We start from the raw sequence: 15,849 nt of genomic DNA on the forward strand, positions 1-15,849 counted from the left end.
TCTACATGTCTGATCACATCCTGTATACTGATAAGTAACTGTAAAGGATGGGAAGGATCAAGACATGAGCGATTTTACCGCGAAAATTAATCGTTATTGCCGGGATCAGCATTTCCCGATAGAACACGAGCGGCTGCTGATTGCCGTATCGGGTGGACCGGATTCACTTGCGCTGCTGCATTTTTTTCAGCACAGCCCATGGCCGGAAAAAGTGGAGGTTGCCCATGTGCATCACGGCCTGCGGGACAGTGCGGATGAAGACCTGGCATTTGTTCAAGCCTATTGCCACGCGCACCAGATTCCCTTTCATTCCCTGAGAGCCGATGTCAAAAAGCACATGGCAGAGACAGGGGGAGGGACACAGGCGGCAGCCCGGCATGTGCGTTATGCATTTTTTAAAGACATCATGAAAAAAAGAAATCTGACTGTACTCTTACTTGGTCATCATGCAGATGATCAGATTGAAACGGTGCTGTTCCGACTGACCAGGGGGACAACATTAAAGGGCGTGGCAGGCATACCGCCAAGCCGTCCGTTTGGCTCGGGTGTGATGATCCGCCCGTTTCTTGCTGTCACTAAATCAGAGATCGAACAATATTGTGAACAACATCACCTGACGCCAAAAATCGATCCGACCAACGCGACGGATTCATATGCGAGAAACCGGATCCGGAACCATCTTCTGCCTTTGTTAAAAAAAGAAAATCCATCTGTCCATGATGCTTTTCGACGCTTTACTGAAGAGGTTTCTGAGGATGAGGCGTTTCTTTTGAAGCAGGCAACAGAGGCGTTTGATCAAGTTGTCACCAGGCAAAATGAAGAGGTGCTGGTGCTTCATTTAACTGCTTTTACCGATTTGGCTCCTCCTTTACAAAGAAGGGTGATTCATCTAATATTAAATTATCTGTATGCAAAAGTACCTACAGCCTTATCTTCTGCGCATGTTCGCGCGGTTCTTCAGCTGATTGAACAGCCTCATCCATCCGGTCAGATTCATCTTCCGGAAAAGCTCACAGTCACGCGGTCTTATGCTGACGTGACGTTTCAGTTTTCTTCACATAGGGAACTGGAAGAGGGTGGATACGAGATGGTGATCAGGCCTGGAGAACGGGTGGAGCTTCCGGACGGCACAATTGAATGCCTGGAAGGAGCGGTTCATCCTGCCATTTCGGTTCGTGATGTTTATCACATAGATGAACCGGTACACTGGCCGCTGACGGTTCGGACCCGGAAAACGGGAGACAGAATTCAGCTGCCGGACGGGAATGGATCGAAGAAGATAACGCGTGTATTTATTGACTGTAAAGTACCGCTTCCCCTTCGTGATGTGTGGCCGATCGTCACAGATTCTCAGGGAACCATACTTTGGGTCCCGGCCCTTCGCAAGCGTACTCTGTCGAAAGAGAACGGTGAGCCGGCTGCATATACGTTAATCTATTATTAGGATCTTTTAGGAGGACATTGGTCGTGTTAAATAAAGATATCGAGAAAGTATTGTACACAGAAGAGCAGCTTCAGGACAAGATTAAAGAACTTGGTGCGGAGCTGACAGAAGAGTATCAGGATAAATATCCGCTGGCAATTGGCGTATTAAAAGGCGCAATGCCGTTTATGGCTGACCTGATTAAGCGTATGGACGTTTACCTTGAGATGGATTTTATGGATGTTTCAAGCTACGGAAACTCTACTGTTTCTTCAGGTGAAGTAAAGATCATTAAGGACCTGAACACTAAAGTTGAGGGACGCGATATTTTAATCCTGGAAGATATTATTGACAGCGGTCTGACACTTCACTACCTGGTGGATCTGTTCAAATACCGTAAAGCAAAATCAATCAAAATTGTGACACTGCTTGATAAGCCATCAGGCCGTAAAGCAGATATTAAAGCTGATTATGTTGGATTTATTGTCCCGGATGAATTTGTTGTCGGATACGGACTGGATTATGCGGAACGTTACCGGAACCTCCCATATATCGGTGTGTTAAAGCCTGAGATTTATACGAATTCGGAAGAATAATCGAAACGCGCACCAGAGCGCGTTTGAAGCAGGCTTATTGGTTGTCACGTTTTCTTTTACTATGATAATATTGTTATTAGTTTCTTTGACCGTGGGAGGAGGTAAGGGATGAACCGGATATTTCGTAATACGATCTTTTATTTAATCATTTTCCTGGTAATTATCGGGATTATTGGGTTTTTTAATAACGGAAACCAGCCAAACCAGGAACTCACATATGGTGAATTTATCAACGCTCTTGAAGGCGGAGATGTAACTGAAATTGAAATTCAGCCTGACCGCAATGTATATAATGTTCGCGGGCAGCTTGACGGATATGCAGAGGAAGAATACTTCCTTACAAACATCCCGTTTGAAAGCACGACACTTGAAACCATTGATGAGGTAGCACAGCAGAACAGCACAGAAGTGAATGTTCTTCCTGCACCTGAGACAAGCGGATGGGTAACGTTTCTGACGACGATTATTCCGTTCGTCATTATCTTTATTTTATTCTTCTTCCTTCTGAACCAGGCTCAGGGTGGCGGCGGTGGCCGTGTCATGAACTTTGGTAAGAGTAAGGCGAAGCTTTATACAGAAGAGAAGAAAAAGGTTCGTTTCAAAGACGTGGCAGGAGCAGACGAAGAGAAGCAGGAGCTTGTCGAAGTTGTAGACTTCCTGAAAGATCCACGCAAATTTACAGACGTTGGCGCACGTATTCCAAAAGGGATTCTGCTTGTCGGACCGCCTGGAACCGGTAAAACGCTTCTAGCGCGTGCTGCGGCAGGAGAAGCCGGCGTTCCATTCTTCTCGATCTCCGGATCAGACTTCGTTGAGATGTTTGTAGGGGTCGGGGCATCACGTGTACGTGATTTATTTGAAAATGCAAAGAAAAACGCACCATGTATCATCTTTATCGATGAGATTGACGCAGTCGGACGTCAGCGTGGAGCAGGACTTGGCGGAGGTCACGATGAGCGTGAGCAGACGCTGAACCAGCTTCTTGTTGAAATGGATGGATTTGCAGGCAACGAAGGAATCATCATGATTGCCGCAACGAACAGACCGGATATTCTTGACCCGGCACTTCTTCGTCCAGGACGTTTTGACCGTCAGATTACCGTAGATCGCCCGGATGTTACGGGTCGTGAAGCTGTACTTAAGGTACATGCTAGAAACAAGCCGCTTTCTGACAATATCGACCTGAAAGCCATCGCTCAGCGTACACCTGGATTCTCAGGTGCTGATCTTGAAAATCTTCTGAACGAAGCGGCGCTTGTTGCTGCCCGTCAGGACAAGAAGCTGATCGATATGGGCGATATCGATGAAGCAACAGACCGCGTTATTGCGGGTCCTGCCAAGAAGAGCCGTGTCATCTCTCAAAAAGAGAGAAAGATTGTGGCGTTCCACGAAGCAGGACATACCGTCATCGGGGTTGTGCTTGATGAAGCCGATATGGTTCACAAAGTAACGATCGTACCTCGTGGTCAGGCAGGCGGTTACGCCGTTATGCTTCCGAAAGAGGACCGCTACTTTATGACAAAACCTGAGCTTCTTGATAAGATCACAGGTCTGCTTGGCGGACGTGTAGCTGAGGATATTATCTTTGGTGAAGTATCAACAGGTGCTCACAATGACTTCCAGCGTGCGACGGGAATTGCCCGCCGAATGGTAACGGAATTCGGTATGAGTGATAAGCTTGGACCACTTCAGTTCGGTCAGTCGCAGGGACAGGTATTCCTCGGACGTGACTTTAACAGTGAGCAAAACTATTCTGATAAAATTGCGTATGAAATTGATACAGAGATTCAGCGCATTATTAAAGAATGTTATGAGCGTGCAAAAACGATTCTTACAGAGAACCGTGACAAGCTTGAGTTGATTGCTGAGACGTTACTTGATATCGAAACGCTTGATGCTGAACAGATCAAGAGCCTTGTTGATCACGGGAAACTTCCTGAGCGAGACTACGGCGCCGGCGCTACAAATGGCGACAGCGAGCGTAAGGACGTGACAGAAGAATCAAAAGAGCTTGATTCAGAGGAAACTTCCTCAGAGAAGGCTCCTGAAGAAAAATCTTCTGAAGAGCTGCTCGAGGAAACACCACCTTCTTCAGATGAAGAGCGTAAATCATAATCACTAAGGCGTTTTAACTGCCAAATGATCCGCGGTTCCAATATTGGAACCGCGGATTTTGCTATTTATGCCTTTTTCGAAATACGGTTCTTTCCCGGGAAATAAAATAAGATAACCGACCCCAAGGCAATTTAACCGGCTGAAACTTCTCTACCTGTCTAATCCATAAAATGTGGTATGATGTGGTCAGTGTGTAGAATACTTTAGGTGTGGTGAAAAAAGATGTTATTTGTATTGGATGTTGGGAACACAAACACTGTTCTCGGGGTGTATCGGGAGGATGAATTACTTCATCACTGGCGCGTGGAAACAAACCGGAATAAAACAGAAGATGAATATGGCATGCTGGTGAAAAACCTGTTTGAGCATGTTGGCCTTTCTTTTTCTGATTTTGATGGGATCATTATTTCATCTGTCGTTCCGCCTGTGATGTTCCCGCTTGAGCGCATGTGTAAAAAGTACTTCAATTTAAAACCGCTTGTCGTTGGACCGGGAATGAAAACCGGTTTAAATATAAAGTATGATAATCCAAAAGAGGTAGGGGCTGACCGGATTGTCAATGCGGTTGCGGCCATTAAAGAACATGGCGGCTCCCTGATTATTGTTGATTTTGGAACAGCAACAACCTATTGTTACGTCAATGAAAACCGTCAGTATATGGGTGGTGTCATTGCACCTGGTATTGGCATTTCAACAGAAGCTCTGTATTCAAAGGCAGCTAAGCTTCCGCGTATTGAAATCGCCCGCCCGGATACGGTGATTGGTAAAAGCACCGTTTCTGCGATGCAGGCCGGAATTGTCTATGGTTATGTTGGTCAGGTAGAAGGGATCGTTTCCCGTATGATGAAGGAAGCGAACGGACCGGTTCAGGTTATTGCCACAGGAGGTCTTGCTTCCTTAATTGCCAAGGAATCGGATATTATTGATATTGTTGATCCGTTTTTAACACTGAAGGGGCTTCAGCTAATCTATAAACGCAACAAGGAAGACTGAAAGGAGATTTTTAAAATGAAAGACTATATGGTTCGTGCATTAGCATATAATGATCAGATTCGTGCATATGCTGTCAATACAACGGCTACGGTTCAGGAAGCGCAGGACCGTCATTATACATGGCCAACAGCATCCGCTGCTTTAGGCCGCGCGATGACAGCGGGTGTCATGATGGGTGCCATGCTGAAGGGGGACAATCACCTCACCGTTAAAATTGAAGGGAACGGTCCTCTTGGCGTCATTCTTGTAGATAGTAATGCCAAAGGGGAAGTGCGAGGTTATGTGACCAATCCCCAGACCCACGTGGAACTGAATGAGCAGGGTAAGCTGGATGTCAGAGGTATTGTTGGAACAGAAGGTACGCTGACTGTCGTCAAGGATCTCGGCATGCGTGAAAACTTTACCGGTCAGGTACCGATTGTATCCGGTGAGCTTGGTGAAGACTTCACTTACTATTTCGCTTCATCAGAGCAGGTACCATCCTCTGTAGGAGTCGGCGTTCTTGTGAATCCTGACAATACGATTTTAGCAGCGGGTGGATTTATCATTCAACTGATGCCGGGGGCTGAAGAATCAACGGTTGATGCACTGGAACAGCGTCTTGGTATGATCCCGCCTGTATCGAAAATGATTCAGGAAGGTCTGTCACCGGAGCAGATTCTCGAAACGGTTCTTGGTGAAGGGAACGTGCGTGTGCTTGATTCACTGCCGGTTTCATTCAGCTGTAACTGCTCGAAGGACCGCTTTGGTGCAGCCATTATCGGGTTAGGAAAAGATGAAATTGAAGCCATGATTGAAGAGGATGGGAAAGCGGAAGCGCAGTGTCACTTCTGTCATGAAAAATATGAGTATTCTAAAGGGGAGCTTGAAGAGTTCCTGGAAGAGGCAAAGTAAAAACGATGACTGAAATCCGTAAAAGACGTCTAAAGGCAAAACCTCTTTTATATATCATCGGATTTTTACTTGTCACAAACCTGATTGCCCTGATTGGCTGGATCACGAAGGATGGAGATACACCGGCTGCGGATGCAGAGGTTGTTGCCACAGTCGGTGATGAAGAGATCACAAGGCAGGAATGGCTGCACGCGATTGAACTCCGGTACGGAAAAGAAGTGCTGCAGCAGCTCGTGAATCAATCTGTCATGGAACAGTCAGCAGAAAAGTTTAATGTAGTGGTTTCAGAAGAAGAGCTTGAGCAGGAAATGTCCCTGCTCCGCTCTGTTCTGAACGTCTATGATCAGGCTTCTCTGCCGGATGAAGCTGTACTTAGAAATCAGGTTGAAACGGAACTGATTTTAGAAAAACTGATTACAACAGAAGTCGATTTATCAGAAGAAGAGCTCCTTGCTTATTATGAAGAAAATCAGGATCTCTATAACATTCCGGACATGTATCGTCTGTCTCAGATTGTGTTGCCAACGGAAGGGGAAGCGGTTCAGACGATTGAAGAGCTCGAGGATGAGTCCTCCTTTGAAGCGTTGGCGCGCGAACGCTCCATTGATCCTGCAACAGCAAGTCAGGGAGGGTTGCTCGGTTATGTCCCGGTCGACTCAGAATCTGTTGATCCGTCTATTTTAGAGGCGGCCTCAAGCCTTTCACCTGGAGAATGGTCAGATCCGATTCCGGTTGAAAGCGGTTCAGCGATTATTTATCTGCATGAAAATGTTGCGGGTCTGTCGTTTGAGTTTGAAGAGGTGAAATCACGGATTGAACGGCAGCTTGCCATGGAACAGCTGAGCGTTCCGGTCACGGCCGAATCGTTTTGGGATGAGTTTTCAATTTCCTGGTTTTACGGCCAGGCTGAATAATCAAAATAGTTGAAAAGTTTGTGAGAAATTGTTACATTTGCATTATGTAAAACCGATCACATTACTAGGGATTAGGAGTGAGAGAATGGTACGTGTTGCAAATAATATTTCTGAATTAGTCGGGCAAACTCCGATTGTAAAGCTAAACCGTCTCGTTGATGATCAGTCAGCGGACGTTTACCTAAAGCTTGAATACATGAATCCGGGCAGCAGTGTAAAGGATCGTATCGCACTTGCGATGATTGAGGCTGCTGAAGAAAAGGGAGACCTAAAGGCCGGAGATACATTGATTGAACCGACTAGTGGTAATACAGGGATCGGACTTGCGATGATCGCAGCGGCCAAAGGCTATCGTTCTGTTCTTGTCATGCCTGAGACGATGAGTATGGAACGTCGCAATCTGCTTCGTGCCTACGGGGCAGAGCTTGTGCTGACGCCGGGCCCTGACGGAATGAAGGGTGCGATTAAAAAAGCGGAAGAGCTGGCTGCTGAAAAAGGCTATTTTATGCCGCAGCAGTTCAAAAATGAAGCCAACCCTGAGATCCACCGACGCACGACCGGAAAAGAAATCGTCGAACAAATGGATCAGCTGGATGCTTTTGTTGCCGGAATCGGAACGGGTGGAACGATCACCGGAGCCGGACAGGTGCTGAAAGAGCATTTTAATGGAGTGAAGATTTATGCGGTAGAGCCTGCTGATTCACCGATTTTATCAGGTGGAACGCCTGGACCACATAAAATACAGGGAATCGGAGCCGGTTTTGTGCCGGATATTCTGGATACTAAGGTATACGACGGCGTCATTCAGGTGACCAATGATCAATCCTTTGAAACGGCACGCAGAGCGGCAAAAGAAGAAGGTATTCTTGGTGGAATTTCATCAGGTGCAGCGATTTTTGCTGCATTGAAGGTGGCAAAGGAACTCGGCAAAGGAAAGAAAGTACTGGCTGTGATTCCGAGTAACGGAGAACGCTACCTGAGCACACCGCTTTATCAATTTGAAGATTAATGAAAATGCAGTCCTTCTCACACAGAAGGGCTGCTTTTGCTTTTGTTTCATTCAATAAAAAAACTGCCCGAACGCCAAAAGGCATTCAGACAGTGATTGATTAAGCTCTTCCAATTACGCGGACTTCCTTTTCAAGTTCGACACCGAACTTTTCTTTTACCGTCTTTTGTACATGGTGAACAAGGTTAAGGTAATCCTTTGCAGTGGCATCGCCTTTGTTAATGATGAAGCCGGCATGCTTCAGTGAAACCTGTGCGCCACCGATCTGCACACCCTGCAGGTCAGAATCCTGAATTAATTTACCGGCGAAATGTCCAGGTGGGCGCTTGAATACACTGCCGCATGAAGGATATTCGAGCGGCTGCTTGGATTCACGTAAATACGTCAGCTCATCCATTTTTGCCTTAATAACAGTCTGATCTCCGGGCTCAAGCTCGAACTCAACTTCGAGAACGATCCAGTTTTTATCCGGGACAAGGCTTGTGCGATAATCAAAGCCAAGCTGATCCGCACTCAATTTTTCAATTTTCCCTTCCGACGTCAGGACAGTTACGTACGTGCACACATCCTTAATCTCTCCGCCATATGCGCCGGCATTCATATAGATCGCGCCGCCTACACTTCCGGGAATTCCGCAGGCAAATTCAAGTCCACTTAATGAAAAATCGCGTGCAGCCTGAGACACTTCAATAATTGGAGCCCCAGCCTGAACCGTGATCGTATAATTTTCTATTGTCATATTCGTCAGAGATGTCGTTAAGATGACAAGCCCTTCAATACCGCCATCCTGAATCAGTACGTTGGAGCCATTTCCAAGCACCATCCATGGCAGGTTATTTTTCTGTGCGAATTCCACCGCTTTCGCCAGCTCTTCCACTGACTTTGGAATCGCCAGGTAATCAGCATTACCACCGATTTTTGTATACGTATAGTCTTTTAACGGAACGTTTTTCTGAATCATGTTGTGCCTCCTGTGATCAAATGCCATAGTGCTCGAGGGACGTACATTCTCACATATAAACGCCCCTTCTGCAGAGACTTCCCGCTAAAAGGAGCGTTAATAGGTAAAGTATAGGGAATCAAGCGGGATACGTCAATTTTTTATCTGAAAAGAGGAGGAAGGACCGCTTTTTATGAGGCGGGTCTCCTCTACCAATTTCATCTGCATTTCGTGTATGATGAAAGGTGAGTAAATGGCCTGGGAGTGAACATTCATGAGTCAATATACAATCACGTATCAGACAGTAAAAACAGATCGCGATACGTTTTTTCATACGTACCAGCAGATGGCTGATCAGGAAGAACGCCATCTGTTTTTTGAAAGTGGCCGGGGTGGCCGATACAGCATTGCGGGACTGCGCCCTTTTGCCTTTGCAAAAGGGAAAGATGAAGAGCTGACGATTCACCATAACGGAACGCAGCAGACGATGCATGGAGATCTCGTTAAAAACCTGATCCGCTGGATGGAGCCTTACCGGACAGAACCGATTGCTGAACTCCCGGATTTTCAGGGAGGAGCAGCCGGATATATCAGCTATGATTACGTCCGTTCGATTGAAAAGCTGCCGGAGCAGGCGAGGGATGATCTGGACCTGCCGGAAGTATATATGCTGTTTTTTGATGAATTTTTTGTTTTTGATCACCACACAGATACGTTATATTTTATGATTATGCACAGTGTCTTAGAACCCGTACAAAATCGCATCGAAGCGCTCGTATCTAAATGGAGGTCGTGTGAGACAAATGAATCGATTTCGGCAGTCACGACAGGTGTTCCTGAAGATGACATGACAGTGTCGATGGATGAAGAAGCTTTTGCGGAGGCGGCGGAAGCCATTCGTACCTATATTTCTCAAGGTGACGTATTCCAGGTGAATCTGTCTGTGCGTCAGGCAAAACCGCTGAAAGTAAAAGCGGATGCTGTCTACCGGGAACTGAGGGAATTCAATCCGTCTCCTTATATGTCATACATTCAGCTGCCTGAGTTCCAGATTGCCTCTGCATCCCCTGAGCTTTTAGTGAAAAAAGCAGGGACTGAGCTGAGCACCCGTCCGATTGCCGGAACACGCTCACGCGGACAGGATGCAAAAGAGGATCAGAGACTCGCAGATGAGCTCATTCAAAATGAAAAAGAGCTTGCTGAGCACGTCATGCTCGTAGACCTCGAGCGTAATGATCTCGGGCGCGTCAGCCAGTACGGGTCCGTTGAAGTGAATGAGTTCATGGTGATCGAGAAATATTCACATGTGATGCATATCGTCTCCAATGTCCGTGGGACGCTGGATGAACAGTATGATGAGGCTGATGTGATCCGCGCGGTGTTCCCGGGCGGCACGATCACGGGTGCGCCAAAGATTCGCACCATGGAGATTATTGAAGAGCTTGAGCCGGTGCGCCGCGGACTTTATACAGGATCAATCGGCTGGATCGGTTTTAACGGTGATATGGAATTAAATATCGTCATCCGGACGATGCTGGTAAAAGACGAAACGGCTTATGTGCAGGCAGGGGCGGGTGTTGTCATCGACTCGCATCCGAAGCGGGAGTATAAGGAGTCACTGAAAAAAGCGCGTGCACTCTGGCAGGCAAAAGATCAGGCGGAAAGCAGAGGGATGAATTCATGATTTTAATGATCGATAACTACGATTCGTTTACGTATAATCTCGTGCAGTTTCTCGGAGAGCTCGGTCAGGAGCTGATTGTCCGTCGAAATGATCAGATCACAATTGAAGAAATCCGGGAGATGAATCCTGACTACCTGATGATTTCACCGGGGCCATGCAGTCCGGATGAAGCGGGTATCAGCCTTGAAGCGATCAAAGCTTTCGCCGGCGAGATCCCGATTTTCGGTGTCTGTCTCGGTCACCAGTCGATTGCGCAGGTATTTGGAGGTAACGTCGTGCGCTCCCTTCGTCTCATGCATGGTAAAACGTCACTCGTTTACCATGATGGTGAAACCGTTTATCAGGGAATGCCGATGCCGTTTACCGCAACGCGCTATCACTCACTGATCGTTGAAAAGCACACGCTGCCGGACGAGCTGCTCATTACGTCCTGGACTGATCAGGGTGAAATTATGGGGATCCGTCACCGCGAGCTTGCGGTAGAAGGTGTGCAGTTCCATCCTGAATCCATCATGACGGAAAACGGGAAGCAGCTGCTGAAAAACTTCCTTGAAACGTATCAGTCTCATAAGGTCGAAACGCCATGAAGATGTACTTGAATGGTCAGATCGTCGGGGAGCAGGACGCGGTCATGTCTCCCTTTGATCACGGCTTTTTATATGGAATGGGTGTGTTTGAGACGTTCCGTACGTATGATGGTCACCCATTTTTACTTGCGGATCATCTTGAACGGCTGAATGCTGCGTTAAAAGAGATGAATATTGATTATGAGATGGAGTTTGAACAGACGCGTGAGATCATTCGCCGTCTGCTTGAAGCAAATGGCGGAGAGGATGGCTATTTCAGGCTGAATATTTCGGCGGGAGAACGGGGGATCGGGCTTGACCCAACTCCATATTCCGAGCCGACTGTGATGCTTCTGCAAAAGCCGATTCCGCCTGTGCTGGCATCAAAAACAGGACAGTGGCTCAAACTAAGACGCAACACACCGGAAACCGTCATCCGTTTAAAATCCCATCACTATTTAAACAACCTGGCAGCGCGCCGCGAAATTTCATCTCCTTCTATTGAAGGGCTCTTTTTGACAGAGGGCGGATTTGCAGCGGAAGGGATTACGTCCAACTTGTTCTGGGTGAATGGGGACACGCTCTTTACCCCTGCGGTTGAAACGGGAATTCTACCGGGTGTGACAAGGAAACTTGTGATGAGGCTTGCCAAACTCGAAGGCTTCCGGATAGAAGAAGGTTTCTTTAAACCTGAGGAAGTGGAGCGGGCCGATGAAGTGTTTGTGACCAACTCCATTCAGGAGCTGATCCCGCTCACTGAACTCGGAGCTGCAACGTTTAACGGGCAGCACATCACCCGGTCGTTAAAAAGCTTATATAAACAGGCTGTTGAAGATCGGCTGAATGCAGTAAATGAGGTGAACAGATCATGAAGATGCAATGTGGCGGGTATACACTCGATTTTACAAAAAAAACGCTTATTATGGGCATTTTAAATACAACGCCGGATTCCTTTTCAGATGGAGGCCAGTATATCGACCCGGATCAGGCGGTGAAGCGCGCGAGGCAAATGGCTGAAGAAGGCGCAGACATCATTGATATCGGAGGGGAATCCACCCGTCCAGGGCACACGCCTGTTTCAATTGAAGAGGAGATCGCCCGTGTGGTGCCGGTGATTGAAGCAGTCAAAAAAGAAGTGAACCTGCCAATCTCAATCGATACATACAAATCGGCGACAGCAGAGGCTGCGATTAAAGCGGGTGCAGATATCATTAACGATGTCTGGGGGGCAAAACGGGACCCGCACATTGCCAATGTGTCGGCTGCATACCAAAAACCGATTATTTTAATGCATAATCGGGAAGACCGTAACTATGAAGATTTTATTGCAGATGCCATTGATGATTTGAAGGAAAGTATAAGGATTGCAGAAAAAGCCGGAGTGCCGTCTCATCAGATGATCCTTGATCCCGGCATCGGCTTTGCCAAAACCTTTGAACAAAACGTGGAGATGATGCGGCACCTTGATCGTATCGTGGTAATGGGGTATCCCGTTCTGCTCGGAACTTCAAGGAAATCCATGATCGGCAACATTTTAGATCTGCCGGCAGATGAGCGTATGGAAGGAACGGGCGCGACAGTCTGCTATGGCATTCAAAAGGGCTGCCATATCATGCGCGTGCACGATGTAAAAGAAATATCCCGGATGGCAAAGGTGATGGATGCACTCAACGGAAAGGGTGGAGAGAATGGATAAAATCAAAGTAAGTGAAATGGAGTTTTACGGCTACCACGGTGTATTTGAAGCGGAGAATAAGCTTGGTCAGCGATTTCGTGTGAACGCAGTACTTGAGCTTGATCTGAAAACCTCCGCGAAAAGCGATGATGTAGAGGATTCCATTAACTATGCAGACGTCTACAAAACATGTAAGAGCGTCGTGGAGGGTGAAACCTTTAACCTCGTCGAAACGATTGCTGAAACGATTGCTGATAAAATGCTGAAGCAATTCGATAAGCTGCAGCAGGTCACAATCGAAGTCATCAAACCGGATCCGCCTATTCCGGGCCATTATAAATCCGTTGCCATTGAAATTACACGGAGCCGGTCTTAATATGCCGGCTCTTGCTTATGTCTCAATCGGATCAAATATGGGTGACTCCTTATCCAATCTCCAGCAGGCAATCCGGCTGTTGGATGAAACGGCTGGTGTCAACGTTCAATCCGTTTCTTCTGTGTATGAAACCGATCCGGTCGGCTATGAGGATCAGCAGGTCTTTTTGAACATTGCTGCAGGTGTGGAAACCGACCTGTCTCCGGATGAACTGCTTGTAAGGTGTCTTGAGATCGAACAGACACTCGGCCGGAAGCGGGTGATCCGCTGGGGACCGCGAACGATTGATCTCGACGTGCTGCTCTATGGTAATGAACAGCTGGACACAGAGCGGCTTACGATCCCGCACCCGCGCATGCACGAGCGCAGCTTTGTACTGGTCCCGCTACTTGAGTTAAATGCTTCACTGATTCATCCTGTGCTTCATCAGCCGTTTAGTGAACTGTTGAAGGATGCGGCAGGTGTGCGTCTATTCAAGAAAACAGACAGACAGAATCCCGATACCTTTTTGGCCCTATAGATAAAACCCGAGCTGCCGGATCATACCCTGGCAGTTTTTTTCTGTCTACTGACTTTAAAGACTTTAGGGGTGTACGTACAGTTTATATTGTGTAAAATAGACAAGTAATCAAAAGAACCCGGTATTGTACCTTGATTCATACATGAAAAATTAAGAAGGAGTGACAAACATGAGTCATGAAGAAGTAAATGACCAGGTCCGCGTACGCCGCGAGAAAATGGAAGCCATCCGTGCACAGGGAAATGATCCATTCGGCAAACGCTTTGACCGCACACACGGTTCAGCCGACATCAAAAATGAATTCGGTGAACTGTCTAAAGAAGATTTAGAAGAAACATCCCATGAGGTCACGATCGCAGGCCGGATCATGACAAAGCGCGGAAAAGGAAAAGCCGGCTTTACCCATATCCAGGACCTTCAAGGGCAAATCCAGCTCTATATCCGTAAAGATGCAGTAGGCGATGAAGCCTATGAGCTTTTCAATACAGCAGACCTTGGTGATATCATCGGGGTAAGCGGAACAATCTTCCGCACGAAAGTAGGAGAACTTTCTATTAAAGCATCCAGCTTTGAACTCCTGTCAAAATCACTGCGTCCACTGCCTGAGAAATTCCACGGGCTAAAAGACGTTGAGCAGCGCTACCGTCAGCGTTACCTGGACTTGATTACAAGTGAAAACAGCAAAAACACGTTTATTACACGAAGCAGAATCATCCAGTCGATGCGTCGTTACCTTGATAACAACGGATACCTTGAAGTAGAAACGCCAATGCTGCACTCAATCGCTGGTGGAGCGGCTGCACGCCCATTCATCACGCATCACAATGCACTCGACATGGAACTCTATATGCGTATTGCGATCGAGCTTCACTTAAAGCGCCTGATCGTCGGTGGCCTTGAGAAAGTCTATGAAATCGGACGCGTCTTCCGTAACGAAGGAATCTCTACGCGACACAACCCGGAATTCACGATGATTGAGCTATACGAAGCATACGCTGACTACAACGACATCATGGATCTGACAGAAAACCTTGTTGCGCACATCGCACAGGAAGTATTAGGCACAACGGTTGTTCCGTATGGTGACTACGAAGTAGACCTTACACCAAAATGGACGCGTCTGCACATGGTAGATGCCATCAAACAGGAAACAGGCGTTGACTTCTGGAAGCACATGACGAACGAAGAGGCCCATGCACTTGCGAAAGAGCACGGTATTGATGTAAAGGATTCTATGGAATACGGTCACATCGTTAATGAATTCTTTGAGCAAAAAGTAGAAGAAACATTAATTCAGCCTACATTCATTTACGGACACCCGGTGGAAATCTCTCCACTTGCGAAAAAGAACCCGGAAGACGAGCGCTTCACGGACCGCTTTGAGCTGTTTATCGTAGGCCGTGAGCATGCCAATGCCTTCACCGAGCTGAACGATCCAATCGATCAGCGTGAACGCTTCGAAGCACAGTTGAAAGAAAAAGAAGCTGGAAACGACGAAGCACACGAAATGGACGATGACTTCATCGAAGCACTCGAATACGGTATGCCTCCAACAGGCGGACTCGGAATCGGGATCGACCGACTGGTCATGCTACTGACAAACTCACCATCCATCCGTGACGTACTGCTATTCCCATTAATGCGTCACAGAGACTAATAGAGAAACACGTTGCACCCGGCTGCTGATGGCAGCCGGGTGTTTTTTTGGGGACGGAGCGGGTGTTCCTTTTGCCGTGCTCTGTCCCTTCTTTACACATCTGTAACCTGCCTGAAAAAATAATTCATGTTTTTATAAAAAAGGTATTGTCACGATCCGAACCCCGTGGTATATTATTATTCGTTGCCACGACAGCAAACGGCAGCGAAAAATAAAAGTGAAAAAAGTTGTTGACACTGATGTTTGTCAGATGTTAAGATAACATGGTCGCTAAAAAACGACATCGCTTTTAAAAAGAAGTATTGAACCTTGAAAACTAAACAACCAAACGTCAACGTTTAAGATTTTAAGTCTTTTTCGAATAAAAAAGACAATGAGCTTTTCAAACACTTTACGGAGAGTTTGATCCTGGCTCAGGACGAACGCTGGCGGCGTGCCTAATACATGCAAGTCGAGCGAACGGAAGAGAAGCTTGCTTCTCGGATGT

The 15,849-nt window shown here is 47.0% G+C and carries 15 protein-coding genes and 1 rRNA gene; 15 read left to right on the forward strand and 1 reads right to left on the reverse strand.

Features of this window, described 5'->3' with window-relative positions:
* Positions 1–64 precede the first annotated feature (64 nt).
* The 7 genes from tilS (at position 65) to cysK (ending at position 7,944) form a co-directional block, all read left to right on the forward strand.
* Positions 65–1,444, forward strand: a complete 1,380-nt coding sequence (gene tilS / locus H7968_RS17325) for a tRNA lysidine(34) synthetase TilS (protein WP_227397277.1) — start codon at positions 65–67, stop codon at positions 1,442–1,444.
* Positions 1,445–1,467: 23 nt separating this feature from the next.
* Entirely contained in the window at positions 1,468–2,019 is a 552-nt protein-coding gene (gene hpt, locus H7968_RS17330; protein ID WP_227397278.1) for a hypoxanthine phosphoribosyltransferase, read from the forward strand.
* A 108-nt stretch (positions 2,020–2,127) separates the two neighbouring features.
* Complete coding sequence (gene ftsH / locus H7968_RS17335) at positions 2,128–4,134, forward strand: ATP-dependent zinc metalloprotease FtsH (protein ID WP_227397279.1); 2,007 nt, start codon at positions 2,128–2,130, stop codon at positions 4,132–4,134.
* Positions 4,135–4,356: 222 nt separating this feature from the next.
* The gene (locus H7968_RS17340; protein ID WP_227397280.1) at positions 4,357–5,127 is read left to right on the forward strand and encodes a type III pantothenate kinase; all 771 of its coding nucleotides are present in this window, start codon (positions 4,357–4,359) and stop codon (positions 5,125–5,127) included.
* A 15-nt stretch (positions 5,128–5,142) separates the two neighbouring features.
* Positions 5,143–6,021: an Hsp33 family molecular chaperone HslO gene (gene hslO, locus H7968_RS17345; protein ID WP_227397281.1), complete on the forward strand. Its 879-nt coding sequence runs from the start codon at positions 5,143–5,145 to the stop codon at positions 6,019–6,021.
* Positions 6,022–6,026: 5 nt separating this feature from the next.
* A complete protein-coding gene (locus H7968_RS17350) occupies positions 6,027–6,935 on the forward strand; it encodes a peptidyl-prolyl cis-trans isomerase (protein WP_227397282.1) in 909 nt (302 codons plus the stop codon).
* An 85-nt stretch (positions 6,936–7,020) separates the two neighbouring features.
* Complete coding sequence (gene cysK / locus H7968_RS17355) at positions 7,021–7,944, forward strand: cysteine synthase A (protein WP_227397283.1); 924 nt, start codon at positions 7,021–7,023, stop codon at positions 7,942–7,944.
* 100 nt (positions 7,945–8,044) lie between these two features.
* On the opposite strand, the gene murB is transcribed toward cysK, so the two are convergent.
* Positions 8,045–8,905, reverse strand: coding sequence for a UDP-N-acetylmuramate dehydrogenase (murB, locus tag H7968_RS17360; RefSeq protein WP_264476785.1), 861 nt, complete (start codon positions 8,903–8,905; stop codon positions 8,045–8,047).
* 253 nt (positions 8,906–9,158) lie between these two features.
* Here murB and H7968_RS17365 point away from each other — a divergent pair, with 253 nt between their 5' ends.
* The 8 genes from H7968_RS17365 to H7968_RS17400 all read left to right on the forward strand — a co-directional run.
* A complete protein-coding gene (locus H7968_RS17365) occupies positions 9,159–10,568 on the forward strand; it encodes an anthranilate synthase component I family protein (RefSeq protein WP_227397285.1) in 1,410 nt (469 codons plus the stop codon).
* Positions 10,565–11,155: an aminodeoxychorismate/anthranilate synthase component II gene (gene pabA, locus H7968_RS17370; protein WP_227397286.1), complete on the forward strand. Its 591-nt coding sequence runs from the start codon at positions 10,565–10,567 to the stop codon at positions 11,153–11,155. Before H7968_RS17365 ends, pabA begins: the two co-directional genes overlap by 4 nt.
* Entirely contained in the window at positions 11,152–12,006 is an 855-nt protein-coding gene (pabC, locus tag H7968_RS17375; RefSeq protein WP_227397287.1) for an aminodeoxychorismate lyase, read from the forward strand. The genes pabA and pabC overlap by 4 nt, the downstream gene beginning before the upstream one ends.
* Positions 12,007–12,008: 2 nt before the next feature.
* Positions 12,009–12,830, forward strand: a complete 822-nt coding sequence (gene folP, locus H7968_RS17380) for a dihydropteroate synthase (protein ID WP_227397292.1) — start codon at positions 12,009–12,011, stop codon at positions 12,828–12,830.
* The gene (gene folB, locus H7968_RS17385) at positions 12,823–13,185 is read left to right on the forward strand and encodes a dihydroneopterin aldolase (protein WP_227397288.1); all 363 of its coding nucleotides are present in this window, start codon (positions 12,823–12,825) and stop codon (positions 13,183–13,185) included. Before folP ends, folB begins: the two co-directional genes overlap by 8 nt.
* A gap of 1 nt (position 13,186) precedes the next feature.
* On the forward strand, positions 13,187–13,705 hold the full coding sequence (gene folK / locus H7968_RS17390) for a 2-amino-4-hydroxy-6-hydroxymethyldihydropteridine diphosphokinase (protein ID WP_227397289.1): 519 nt from the start codon (positions 13,187–13,189) through the stop codon (positions 13,703–13,705).
* Positions 13,706–13,874: 169 nt separating this feature from the next.
* Complete coding sequence (lysS, locus tag H7968_RS17395) at positions 13,875–15,362, forward strand: lysine--tRNA ligase (protein ID WP_227397290.1); 1,488 nt, start codon at positions 13,875–13,877, stop codon at positions 15,360–15,362.
* Between the two features lie 390 nt (positions 15,363–15,752).
* Positions 15,753–15,849 (forward strand): 16S ribosomal RNA (locus H7968_RS17400); the annotation flags it as partial.

Origin of the sequence: Jeotgalibacillus aurantiacus, assembly GCF_020595125.1 — a bacterium.
GTDB lineage: Bacteria > Bacillota > Bacilli > Bacillales > Jeotgalibacillaceae > Jeotgalibacillus > Jeotgalibacillus aurantiacus.

Coding starts and splice junctions, on each gene's coding strand:
- tilS (WP_227397277.1), top strand. CDS start 65: ATGAGCGATTTTACCGCGAAAATTAATCGTTATTGCCGGGATCAGCAT.
- ftsH (WP_227397279.1), top strand. CDS start 2,128: ATGAACCGGATATTTCGTAATACGATCTTTTATTTAATCATTTTCCTG.
- H7968_RS17340 (WP_227397280.1), top strand. CDS start 4,357: ATGTTATTTGTATTGGATGTTGGGAACACAAACACTGTTCTCGGGGTG.
- hslO (WP_227397281.1), top strand. CDS start 5,143: ATGAAAGACTATATGGTTCGTGCATTAGCATATAATGATCAGATTCGT.
- H7968_RS17350 (WP_227397282.1), top strand. CDS start 6,027: ATGACTGAAATCCGTAAAAGACGTCTAAAGGCAAAACCTCTTTTATAT.
- cysK (WP_227397283.1), top strand. CDS start 7,021: ATGGTACGTGTTGCAAATAATATTTCTGAATTAGTCGGGCAAACTCCG.
- murB (WP_264476785.1), bottom strand. CDS start 8,905: ATGATTCAGAAAAACGTTCCGTTAAAAGACTATACGTATACAAAAATC.
- H7968_RS17365 (WP_227397285.1), top strand. CDS start 9,159: ATGAGTCAATATACAATCACGTATCAGACAGTAAAAACAGATCGCGAT.
- pabA (WP_227397286.1), top strand. CDS start 10,565: ATGATTTTAATGATCGATAACTACGATTCGTTTACGTATAATCTCGTG.
- pabC (WP_227397287.1), top strand. CDS start 11,152: ATGAAGATGTACTTGAATGGTCAGATCGTCGGGGAGCAGGACGCGGTC.
- folP (WP_227397292.1), top strand. CDS start 12,009: ATGCAATGTGGCGGGTATACACTCGATTTTACAAAAAAAACGCTTATT.
- folB (WP_227397288.1), top strand. CDS start 12,823: ATGGATAAAATCAAAGTAAGTGAAATGGAGTTTTACGGCTACCACGGT.
- folK (WP_227397289.1), top strand. CDS start 13,187: ATGCCGGCTCTTGCTTATGTCTCAATCGGATCAAATATGGGTGACTCC.
- lysS (WP_227397290.1), top strand. CDS start 13,875: ATGAGTCATGAAGAAGTAAATGACCAGGTCCGCGTACGCCGCGAGAAA.